This window comes from Sphingorhabdus sp., assembly GCF_044374345.1.
Lineage (GTDB): Bacteria > Pseudomonadota > Alphaproteobacteria > Sphingomonadales > Sphingomonadaceae > Sphingorhabdus_B.
In genome coordinates, this window is sequence record NZ_JBILOS010000073.1 from 1 (window position 1) to 10,104 (window position 10,104).

The window sequence follows — 10,104 nt, forward strand, 5'->3', positions numbered from 1 at the left end:
TTTTACATCAGCTATGCCCCCAATGCGTATGCAGGCGGCTTCAAGGGACCGGATGCGCCATTGGTGAGCGCGTCTGGCAGCAAGGGCATGCACGGATATTTTCCCCATAGCCCATTGATGCGGTCAAGCTTCATGATGATAGGTAAAGGCGTTGCCAAGGGACGCAGCCTGGGCGAAATCGACATGCGCTCCATCGCACCAACGCTTGCCAAAGCCATGGGTGCGCTTCTGCCTGACGCAGAGATGCCTGCGGTCCGATAATGACAATTGGCAATTCTTAATGGCAAAAAAACTGTCATTGATCTGCCACGCACATGACTCATCCGTCGTTTAGGGATTCATTAAGACAACGGGGGGATGGGCAATATGACAACCACTGAATTAAGCGACAGCCTGCTTTTTAAAAGCGATGGAAAAGGTCCAAAACTGCCGGCATGGTTCGATAAGCCCGAACCCAAAAGCTACCAACCAAAGATGCGGTTTCGCACGGTGTGGATTTCTGATGTGCATTTGGGGACAGCAGGGTGCCAGGCGGGTCTGCTGAGCGATTTTCTGCATTCCATCGAATGTGAGACGCTTTATCTGGTCGGCGACATTGTCGATGGCTGGCGGTTACGCAAGGGTTGGTATTGGCCAGACCAGCACAATGAAGTCATCAGACGGGTGCTGAAAATGGCGCATCGCGGGACCCGCGTCGTCTATATTCCCGGCAACCATGACGAAATGTTCCGTGATTATGCAGGCCTGAGCTTTGGCGGCGTTGAGGTGCAGTTGGAGGCGATCCACCAGACCGCCGACGGACGTGCCTTGCTTGTGACGCACGGCGATGCCTTTGACGGCATCGTGCTATATGCCCGCTGGCTCGCTTTTTTGGGTGACCAAGCGTATACGCTGCTGTTGAAAGCCAACGTCGTTCTCAACGCGGTGCGCCGCAGGTTGAACATGCCTTATTGGTCGCTTTCATCCTATCTGAAAATGCGCGTCAAAAACGCGGTACAGTTTATCGGGCAATATGAAGAAGTGGTGGCGCGCGAGGCCGCGCTTCGCGGTGTTCAGGGCGTTGTCTGCGGTCACATCCATTCTGCCGAAATCCGGCAGTTTGGATCGATTACTTATTATAACGACGGCGACTGGGTCGAAAGCTGCACCGCGTTGACCGAGGCGAAGGACGGATCCATGGCGATTATCGATTGGGCCGAGCATGTCCGTAAAGCTGCCGAAAAGCGGGCTTCGATCGCGGCGTGAGGATCGCCATCGCAACGGACGCTTGGCTGCCGCAAGTCAACGGCGTTGTCCGGACGATGACCGAAACGGTCAACCGGCTGAAATCGCGCGGACATACCGTCGAAGTGATCGCGCCGGACCGGTTCACCACCATTCCCTGCCCCGGCTATGCGGAAATCCGCCTTGCGCTGGCACCCCGCTTTGGCGTGCGCAAGGCTTTACATGCCATGGCTCCGGACATTGTCCATATCGCGACCGAAGGCCCAATTGGTTGGAGCGCACGGGCATGGTGCCTTGCGCATGATGTGCCCTTTACCTCGGCATTTCATACCCGCTTTCCGGATTATCTTGCTGTACGAACGGGGCTATCCGCTGAGTGGTTTTGGCCAATCATGCGGATGTTCCATAAGCCATCCCGTGCCGTCCTGACCGCGACAAGGGGTCTTATGGATGAGCTTTCAGTGCGGGGTATCCTCAATACGCGCCTGTGGTCACGCGGCATCGACCATGGCCTTTTTCATGGAAACCAGCCCGACCATCCCCGGTTGGCGAACCTACCCAATCCCGTCATGATTTCCGTGGGCCGTGTTTCCGTGGAGAAAAATCTGGAAGCTTTTCTATCTGCGGAGGTCGCAGGCAGTAAGGTCGTGATCGGCGACGGCCCTGCTTTGTCTGAATTAAGAATAAAATATCCTAATGCCGTTTTCCTGGGAACGCTCAAGGGAACTGAACTGGCAAGCGCCTATGCCACCGCAGACGTTTTTGTATTTCCAAGTCGAACCGATACATTTGGGTTGGTGATGATCGAAGCGTTGGCATCTGGACTTCCGGTCGCTGCATTTCCCGTCCCTGGTCCTTTGGATATTATCGGTCCAGATGGTCGCGGCCCCTGGTCCGAATTGCCACGACCGATCGGATCTTTAAGCGACGACCTTTCCTGTGCCATTCAGAACGCGCTTAGTGTGCGCAAAGCCGACGCTGCTGCATATGCGCAGAGTTTCGATTGGGATCGATGCACCGACCAGTTCATTGGCGCATTGGGTGAAGTCACTAATCAAAATGCCTGACTTATAATCCCTTATATGGAGGGATCTGTTCTTTTCATGAAGTACCCAGAAATCACGTCCATAGGACACGCCTGGCCGAACCAGACTGCACCACGCACCAGACAGTCCAAAGATCAGCTGATCGCCATACAGATAACGGGCAGGCTGCGCCTGAAAGGGCTTGGTTTTTAGCGGTTTTTTAGCTGTTTTTTTGACATCAAGGAGCCTTGGGCAGCTGTCAGTGCTATCCCGCCAACGTCGCTTGCGAAACCCAATGATTGACCAGCGTCAGGTCTTCCTCCCTCGCTTCCCAATATTGCGCAAATTGCCCGCCATTACCAAAAAGCGCGGATGCAATATGCGCCTCGCCGGACGTTTGCCATAATGCGCTGAACCTATTGCGCATGGGGTCATCCACTATGTTTTTGTCTCCGCGAATATGGACGATCCACGCAGCGATGGCCTCAAGAATAGCGGGGCATTGTCGCCCCTGTTTTTGATGATATGCCAATGTTTCTAACCAGCGCTGCGGTATCTTCTGGCTCCCGTCCATGGCAATTTGCAGGTGATGATCCTTCACAGACCCTGATGCGTCAGATCATTGGCATCTTTGACGAATACACATCTCGCGAGAACGGTAAGAACGTTACGCTTGCGATGCGCGAGAATGCAAAGCAAGGCTTTTGGAATGGCGCTAAGCCGCCACTTGGGTATCGCATCTGCGACGTAGAGCTGCGCGGAGCCAAAATGAAAAAGGGTTTGGAGGTTGACCCTGTTGATGCCGAGACGGTCCGTCTGATATTCCGGCTTTATGCAGAAGGAGACGGACAGAGCGGCCCCATTGGTGTGAAAAAGGTAACCGAATGGTTGAACTCCAACGGTTACCGAACCCGTGTTGGTGCTACGTTTGGCATAGGACCGGTTCACGGCATTCTGACCAATAAATGCTACGCAACAGGCAAGTGGCCCTACGGTGTGAAAAACTTCCAAACCAAACAAAAGCACGACCCCAGCAAAGTGATCGTGATAAACATCCCGACCATTGTACCCATGGAATTGTTCGAGCAGGTACAACGACGGCTTTCATCCAATAACCCAAAGGTCACGCCGCCACGTGTGGTCAACGGACCAACCTTGCTAGCTGGCCTTGCTGTATGTGCTTCATGCGGCTCAGGCATGACTAAGTCGGGCACGCGTCGTCGCGGTAAAATATACAGCTATTATAGCTGCGCTGGCTGTAAGCTTGGCGGCCGATCTGTTTGCAAGGGTGGCAACATACCGCTTGAAAAGCTGGATGGGCTAATACTGGACAATGTGACCCAGCAGCTATTTAATCCTGAGCGGATGGCTGTAATTCTTGGGGCGCTCGTGAAGCGGACAAAGACCAAAGATGCTGCCCTAGATGATCGGCGGGGTCGGCTAGAAGCTGAACGCAAGGACAAACATGAAAAGCTTGCGCGCCTTTACCGTGCCATCGAAGACGGCATTGTCGAGCTCGACGATGACCTCAAGGTGCGAATCGCAACCATCAAGCAAGAACGCGACATCGTTCAAACCTCGCTTGATCGGATCCACGTGCAAGCCACCAACAGCCAGGAATTGACGCCCGACAGGATCGCGGCGTTCGCTAAACTTGCGCAGGACAAACTGCTGAAGGGTGATGCGCAGGCCCGCCTTGCATATTTGCGATCAATCATCACGCGCATCGAAGTGAGCAAAGAAAAGGTCCGCATCATTGGAGATACCAACGTACTGGCCGGAGCTGTCTCGGGAGAAAAAGATGGTCCGCAAAATGTTCGCGGTTATGTTCGCAATTGGCGCGCCCTACAGGAGTCGAACCTGTGGCCTCAAGATTAGAAGTCTCGCGCTCTATCCAGCTGAGCTAAGGGCGCGCGCTGAGAGGCGCAATAACGGCTTTGCCTGCGAACGCAAAGCTGCTTATGTCATTTTATGCAAGATGCTCCCGTTGTAACCGAAAGCGCAAGTGCCGTCACCGGACGCCAGTTCCGCTATTATGATTTCGTCATGGCCGCATTTGTGGCCATTTTGCTGCTGTCCAATATCATTGGCGCTGCAAAACCGGCCGCGGTGACCATAAGCGGGGAGCAATGGATATTCGGGGCAGGGATATTGTTTTTCCCGCTTGGCTACGTCATCGGCGACGTCCTGACCGAAGTTTATGGCTATGCCCGCGCAAGGCGCGTCATCTGGGCGGGCTTTGCTGCCCTGTTGTTTATGGCGTTCATGAGCTGGGTTGTTGTTGCCTTGCCGCCAGCCCCGGGCTGGGAAGGGCAAGCCGCCTATGAAAGCGTGTTCGGACAAGTATGGCGGATCGTGATTGCGTCCATCACCGCTTTTTGGGCGGGCGAGTTTGTGAACAGCTATGTCATGGCGCGCATGAAGATCTGGACAGGCGGCAAGCATCTGTGGTCGCGTACCATTGGGTCGACCGTGGTGGGGCAGGGTGTCGATAGCATCATATTTTACCCACTCGCCTTTTGGGGCCTATGGAGCCAAGAGCAGGTGATCAGCGTTATGATTACCAACTGGCTGCTGAAAGTGGGCTGGGAAGTTGTGCTGACCCCCCTAACATATGTCGTGGTAGGCTGGTTAAAGCGTAAAGAGGGCGTCGATATTTTCGACGAGGGCACAAATTTTTCGCCCTTCAAAACCAAAGTTTAGGACGTCATGCAGGATTATTTGGAGCATCTATCCGAATATTGGATCGGCTATAAAATACGATTGATTGACGCGGTGGGTCTCACCAACGATGCCATGCATATCCACGGTTCATTGTTGATATTATTTGGCTCAGCGATTGTTCTGCGCCGCAGGCCCGACGGTGTTTGGTGTTGGTTGATCGTGCTCGTCGCCGAATTGTTCAACGAATATGCCGATCTGCAGGGTCAGGCGCCGGGCGAGGCGACAATCGACGCCGCGATGCACGATCTTTACAATACCATGATTTGGCCGACGATAATCCTGCTGTTGGGTCGGTTTATGTTTCCGCGCGCCAAAAAATCTGACGCAACACCTGATTTATCAGGCGATTTCGCGGATCAGCCCCTCAAATAATCTGCGGCCGTCTGATCCGCCCTGCATGGCCTCAATCATCCGTTCGGGATGCGGCATCATGCCGAGAACATTGCCTGCGTCATTGAGAACACCCGCAATACTGCGCGCGGAACCATTGACGGGTTCGGCATAACGAAACGCAACGCGGCCTTCGCCTTCCAAGCGATCAAGCGTCGCGTCATCCGCAAAGAAATTGCCGTCATGATGGGCCACCGGAATGTGGATTTTCTCACCGGCTGAATAGCCGCTGGTAAACATGGATTGACTGTTTTCGACCGTCAGACCGACGGTGCGGCAGACGAAACGGATGCCAGCATTGCGCATCAATGCACCGGGAAGCAGGCCTGCCTCGGTCAAGATCTGGAAACCATTGCAGACACCAAGGACAGGGACACCGCGACCCGCAGCGGCAATGACCGCCTGCATCACGGGTGAACGTGCCGCCATTGCGCCAGAACGCAGATAATCCCCATAAGAAAAGCCGCCGGGAATTGCGATGAGGTCTAGTCCGGATGGCAATGCGCTTTCGCGGTGCCACACAAGGCTTGTGTCTGCGCCGGTGATGTCACGAATGGCAACCGCCATGTCACGGTCGCAATTCGATCCGGGAAATTGAATGACGGCAGCGCGCATCATGCTTGCTCGATTTCGAAATTCTCAATGACCATATTGGCCAATAATTTCGTGCACATGGATTCCAGATCAGCCTTGGACAGGCCAGGCTCATGTTCAATCTCAATCAGTCGGCCCGCCCGCACATCATGAACGCCCGAAAACCCAAGGCCTTCGATCGCGTGGTGAATGGCTTTCCCTTGCGGATCGAGCACGCCGTTCTTCAGAGTGACAAAAATACGGGTTTTCATGTGGGCCCTATCTGCTTGGTTGTTCGCCTTTCCTATAGAAGGCGCGCCGCGCGATTCAAGGGTAAGCTCGCGCCCAACAGGATTTTACACGCGTTTCGTACGGCGCTTTTACGGATTGGATGGCGCCATGATCGGTTTGGCAATCGCCGCGTCAGGTAAGGCGCGGAATGTGAACTGTGCGGGTTTGCCGAGATACTGCTTGGCCAGTGCCCATAAATCCTGTGCCGTAATCGAATTGAACGTTTTTTCGTTCTGCCGGAACCGGTTCAGCCTGTCGGGATTGGTTTGCGCTTCTGCTGCAACCCCCAACCATGTCGGGTTGCGCTTTTTCCAGTCGGCATAGCTTTCGAGCACAGGTTTGCGTGCGCGCTCGAACAGGTCGCTATCAACGGGTGCTTTCACGATTTCGGCCATGACCAGATCAACCGTATTTTCGATGGCGGCGAGGTCCTTGGGGTCGCCTGATGTCGAAATCGAAAATGCACCACGGTCGCGATAGATATCCGACATCTCTGATCCTGCCTGCACACCATATGTCGCGCCCAGCTTTTCCCGCAATTCGTCGGTAAGGCGAAGGGTTACGGCACGTGCCAACAGGTCCATCGACTGCGTCAGCTTCTGATCGCGGTCACCCGTGGTGGGCCAAATCCGGCGCCACCCCAATTGATTGGCTTCACCCTTGTGCGGGATATCGAAATTCCCGCTTGCGGTGCTCCAGCGTGCGTCCTGAGCTGTCATATCTGCAGTGCCCGTTCGGGTGGGCATGGCGCCAAAAGTGCGGGCAACAGCACCGATTGTAGCGGCTTCGTCGAGGTCGCCGACGATTGCGATTTCCAACCTGTTCTGGATCAGCGCATCACCCAACGCCGATTTCAGCTTCGTAAAATCGGCAGCTTGGATGTCATCAAGCGGTGCAAGTGCAAAGCGGGGGTCATTGTCCGTCATGATTCGCGCCATGGCGATGCTCAATGCCGAACCCGGAGTTGCGTCCAGTCGCGCGTAGATTTCTGGCAATGGGCGGCGGAACAAGCGCAAGGCACTGTCGGCGTAGGCGGGATATTTGGTGTACGCGGCCATCACCTGCAACTGGCGTTCCAAGTCCACAGGTGCAACCGCACCAGTGCCGCCGAAATAGTCTTCAGCTACCCCGAATGCGGGTGTGACGGTTGTCCCGGCAAGCAAGGAGCGCAGATCTTCAAAATCATGCGCCGCAAGACCGCCGGAAACATACGCGCCGGACATCAGCCAAGCCAACACCGCTGCGTCCTTCGCAAAATGCAATTGTCCGCCATCGATCCGCAGGGAATATCGCACGCGATTGTCCTCAAAATCGGTTTTTTTGAGGTTCAGCAAAACGCCATTGGCAAAGCGGATTGTGCGAATGCCAAGGTCGGGGATGACTGTATCTGCAACGACGGTGCCGGCGGGGCCAAAATCCGTATAGGCAAATGCTGATGCCTGGCGCGCAACGGGCGCAGCCACCGCAACAGCGCGGCTTGCGGCATAGGCGGCCAAGATATCATCGGACTGCGTCCCTGACGTCTGCTTCGTCGACAGAAACATTTGCGGGGCCGTCATCTGGCCAAACCATTTTGCGAATTCCGCATTGATCGCAGCTTTCGTCATGAACGGACGCAACTGCCGCCATAGCAGCAACCGGTAGGCGTCTGAATTATAGACGTCATCGTCAAGTCCGACCAATGCGTTGGCGATCGAAGCGCTTTGCTCTGTGCCCTCTGCCTTGGCGTTGTTTTCATAAGAGGTGTCGAGGCGCTTTATCTGCTCGGCAACTTCGGTGTCGTCAAAACCATATTGCAGGGCTTGCCGGACAGCCTGTTCTGTAAATGGCAGCAATGCTCGCCAACTACCGTCTTTGCCGGCTGCGCCAAAGCCGACTGCGGCATAATTATCGCAGATTCCTAAGGCAAAATTTACACCACCGCCCAGAAAGGGAATGTCCTCTGAACGCGACCGGCGGCTTATCCGCTGGGAAATGATGGCCGATGCAATTTGCATCTTGAGTTCAAACATCGCCCGCTCGACGGTATCGGGCCGGGGTTTGTCCTTGAGAAATTGTTGAACGCCAATGGCCTCATTGATTTCAGGATGGGTAAAACTTGCGGCAGACAGGCCACGCGACGTATCGAGTTCACAACGGTCAAGGTTACCCAAGGGTGGTGCTGCGACCTGCCAATCGGCGAATTTGTTCGCCAATTCGCGTTCAATCGCAACGGGGTCCACTGGCCCGACAATGATGATCTTGATCCGGTCTGGTCGATACCATTTGTGATACAGTGCCTTCAACCGATCCGCAGGTGCGGTTTCAATAATCTCGGCTAGCCCAATCGGGTAGCGGGTCGAATAATAGGTGTTGGGAAAAAAGAGATTGTTGGCAGCCCGCCCACGTTGAAACGCGAAATTTTCGCGCTCGCGCCGCTCCGCCAATACGATCCCACGTTCACGATCAACCGCTGCGGGGTTAAACGAGATATTGCCCGCGGTCTCGCGCATCAGGAACAAGGCGCGCTCAATCAGGCGCGGGTCGGCTTTCGGCAAATCGAGCTTATATTCGGTCCGTGTGTACCCCGTTGACGCGTTCGTATCGGCGCCAAAGGAGAGGCCAAGCCGCTCAAGCATTTTGACCATCTCGCCCTCGGGCACGTTGGTGCTGCCGTTGAACGCCATATGTTCGATGAAATGCGCAAGACCCTGCTCGTCCTCCGCCTCTGCTGCCGACCCGAAGTCGATAGTCATGCGCACAAGCACCTGATTCTGGGGGCGCTGGTTCGGGCGAATGGCGTAGCGCAGACCATTGGGCAGCCGCCCGTAAATGATGCTGGCGTCTGGTTCGAGGTCGGACGTCTCCGCGTTCCAGGGTGCGGTGCGTTCCGTGCCGTGGACTTTAGCTTTCTCTTGCGGCGCAGCGGACAAAGCGGGTGTGCCTACAACCGAGGCAGCCACCGCCAATACAAGTAAATGTCTCTTGTTCATCGGTCGACTTTGTCCAGAGAAAGCCACCGATAGCAAGATGCAAAGATGTAAATTCTTGTGTTACTTGCCTTTACGCAGCCTATGGCTAACCATATCGAGTACCGCGCCTTCGCTTTCATCCGGCATCAGGCCCAGACGGCGCGCCACTTCCTGATAGGCTTCCGCTTCACCGCCCAAATCACGGCGGAAGCGATCCTTATCAAGCTTTTCGCCGGTTTCGATGTCCCAAAGGCGGCATCCATCGGGGCTGATTTCGTCCGCCAAAATGATACGTGAAAAATCGCCGTCAAACAGTCGGCCGAACTCTAGTTTAAAGTCCACCAATCGAATGCCAATCGCTGCGAACATGCCGCACATGAAATCGTTGATGCGGATCGCCATTGAAGAAATGTCCTGCATTTCCTCCTGCGTGGCCCAACCGAAGCATGCGATATGTTCTTCGGCTACAAGCGGATCGCCCAAGCTGTCGTCTTTGTAGCAATATTCCAGCAATGTGTGGGGCAGGGGTGTGCCTTCTTCGATGCCAAGCCGTTTGGACAAAGTGCCCGCAGCGACATTGCGCACAATCACTTCGATCGGCACGATTTCAACTTGCCGGATGAGCTGCTCACGCATGTTCAGGCGGCGGATGAAGTGGGTGGGAATGCCAATATGGCTCAGGCGCGTGAAAACATGCTCTGAGACGCGATTGTTAATTACGCCCTTGCCAGAAATCGTACCCTTTTTCTGGGCGTTAAAGGCGGTCGCATCATCCTTGAAATATTGGATCAAAGTGCCGGGTTCAGGACCTTCATAAAGAATCTTGGCCTTGCCTTCGTATATTTTGCGGCGGCGGGTCATATGCGGTCCCTGACTTTGCTTAAAATGACGTGCCCCGGCGGGACCGGTCGTAAAGTGACCAGACG

At 54.8% G+C, this 10,104-nt stretch carries 10 protein-coding genes, 1 tRNA gene and 2 pseudogenes; 6 read left to right on the forward strand and 7 right to left on the reverse strand.

Features of this window, described 5'->3' with window-relative positions; all coding sequences use genetic code 11:
* The 3 genes and pseudogenes from ACIQ5B_RS08150 to ACIQ5B_RS08160 form a co-directional block, all read left to right on the forward strand.
* A pseudogene (locus ACIQ5B_RS08150) lies at positions 1-261 on the forward strand (alkaline phosphatase family protein); the annotation flags it as partial.
* A 105-nt stretch (positions 262-366) separates the two neighbouring features.
* A complete protein-coding gene (locus tag ACIQ5B_RS08155) occupies positions 367-1,245 on the forward strand; it encodes a UDP-2,3-diacylglucosamine diphosphatase (protein WP_397598577.1) in 879 nt (292 codons plus the stop codon).
* Positions 1,242-2,291: a glycosyltransferase family 4 protein gene (locus ACIQ5B_RS08160; RefSeq protein ID WP_397598578.1), complete on the forward strand. Its 1,050-nt coding sequence runs from the start codon at positions 1,242-1,244 to the stop codon at positions 2,289-2,291. Before ACIQ5B_RS08155 ends, ACIQ5B_RS08160 begins: the two co-directional genes overlap by 4 nt.
* Before the next feature lie 223 nt (positions 2,292-2,514).
* On the opposite strand, the gene ACIQ5B_RS08165 is transcribed toward ACIQ5B_RS08160, so the two are convergent.
* On the reverse strand, positions 2,515-2,823 hold the full coding sequence (locus ACIQ5B_RS08165; RefSeq protein WP_397598579.1) for a hypothetical protein: 309 nt from the start codon (positions 2,821-2,823) through the stop codon (positions 2,515-2,517).
* Between the two features lie 194 nt (positions 2,824-3,017).
* Here ACIQ5B_RS08165 and ACIQ5B_RS08170 point away from each other — a divergent pair.
* Positions 3,018-3,575: pseudogene (locus ACIQ5B_RS08170) on the forward strand (recombinase family protein); the annotation flags it as partial.
* 114 nt (positions 3,576-3,689) lie between these two features.
* On the opposite strand, the gene ACIQ5B_RS08175 reads toward ACIQ5B_RS08170, so the two are convergent.
* Both ACIQ5B_RS08175 and ACIQ5B_RS08180 read right to left on the reverse strand, forming a co-directional pair.
* Complete coding sequence (locus tag ACIQ5B_RS08175) at positions 3,690-3,824, reverse strand: hypothetical protein (protein ID WP_397598580.1); 135 nt, start codon at positions 3,822-3,824, stop codon at positions 3,690-3,692.
* A 261-nt stretch (positions 3,825-4,085) separates the two neighbouring features.
* Positions 4,086-4,162, reverse strand: a tRNA-Arg gene (locus tag ACIQ5B_RS08180).
* A gap of 58 nt (positions 4,163-4,220) precedes the next feature.
* Between ACIQ5B_RS08180 and ACIQ5B_RS08185 the strand changes: the two genes are divergently transcribed.
* Both ACIQ5B_RS08185 and ACIQ5B_RS08190 read left to right on the forward strand, forming a co-directional pair.
* Complete coding sequence (locus ACIQ5B_RS08185; protein ID WP_397598581.1) at positions 4,221-4,952, forward strand: queuosine precursor transporter; 732 nt, start codon at positions 4,221-4,223, stop codon at positions 4,950-4,952.
* A 6-nt stretch (positions 4,953-4,958) separates the two neighbouring features.
* The gene (locus ACIQ5B_RS08190) at positions 4,959-5,345 is read left to right on the forward strand and encodes a hypothetical protein (RefSeq protein ID WP_397598582.1); all 387 of its coding nucleotides are present in this window, start codon (positions 4,959-4,961) and stop codon (positions 5,343-5,345) included.
* Here ACIQ5B_RS08190 and purQ read toward each other — a convergent pair.
* The 4 genes from purQ to purC all read right to left on the reverse strand — a co-directional run bounded on the left by purQ (position 5,313) and on the right by purC (position 10,039).
* Positions 5,313-5,978: a phosphoribosylformylglycinamidine synthase subunit PurQ gene (purQ, locus tag ACIQ5B_RS08195; protein ID WP_397598584.1), complete on the reverse strand. Its 666-nt coding sequence runs from the start codon at positions 5,976-5,978 to the stop codon at positions 5,313-5,315. The genes ACIQ5B_RS08190 and purQ overlap by 33 nt on opposite strands.
* Positions 5,978-6,208: a phosphoribosylformylglycinamidine synthase subunit PurS gene (purS, locus tag ACIQ5B_RS08200; RefSeq protein WP_183941822.1), complete on the reverse strand. Its 231-nt coding sequence runs from the start codon at positions 6,206-6,208 to the stop codon at positions 5,978-5,980. The genes purQ and purS overlap by 1 nt, the downstream gene beginning before the upstream one ends.
* Before the next feature lie 108 nt (positions 6,209-6,316).
* Positions 6,317-9,199 (reverse strand): M16 family metallopeptidase, encoded by a 2,883-nt coding sequence (locus ACIQ5B_RS08205; protein WP_397598583.1) that lies wholly within the window; start codon positions 9,197-9,199, stop codon positions 6,317-6,319.
* 60 nt (positions 9,200-9,259) lie between these two features.
* On the reverse strand, positions 9,260-10,039 hold the full coding sequence (purC, locus tag ACIQ5B_RS08210; RefSeq protein WP_125230782.1) for a phosphoribosylaminoimidazolesuccinocarboxamide synthase: 780 nt from the start codon (positions 10,037-10,039) through the stop codon (positions 9,260-9,262).
* Positions 10,040-10,104 lie beyond the last annotated feature (65 nt).

Excerpts from the sequence above, each read along its gene's own strand:
- ACIQ5B_RS08155 (WP_397598577.1), top strand. The coding sequence starts at position 367 with ATGACAACCACTGAATTAAGCGACAGCCTGCTTTTTAAAAGCGATGGA.
- ACIQ5B_RS08165 (WP_397598579.1), bottom strand. The coding sequence starts at position 2,823 with ATGGACGGGAGCCAGAAGATACCGCAGCGCTGGTTAGAAACATTGGCA.
- ACIQ5B_RS08185 (WP_397598581.1), top strand. The coding sequence starts at position 4,221 with ATGCAAGATGCTCCCGTTGTAACCGAAAGCGCAAGTGCCGTCACCGGA.
- ACIQ5B_RS08190 (WP_397598582.1), top strand. The coding sequence starts at position 4,959 with ATGCAGGATTATTTGGAGCATCTATCCGAATATTGGATCGGCTATAAA.
- purQ (WP_397598584.1), bottom strand. The coding sequence starts at position 5,978 with ATGCGCGCTGCCGTCATTCAATTTCCCGGATCGAATTGCGACCGTGAC.
- purS (WP_183941822.1), bottom strand. The coding sequence starts at position 6,208 with ATGAAAACCCGTATTTTTGTCACTCTGAAGAACGGCGTGCTCGATCCG.
- ACIQ5B_RS08205 (WP_397598583.1), bottom strand. The coding sequence starts at position 9,199 with ATGAACAAGAGACATTTACTTGTATTGGCGGTGGCTGCCTCGGTTGTA.
- purC (WP_125230782.1), bottom strand. The coding sequence starts at position 10,039 with ATGACCCGCCGCCGCAAAATATACGAAGGCAAGGCCAAGATTCTTTAT.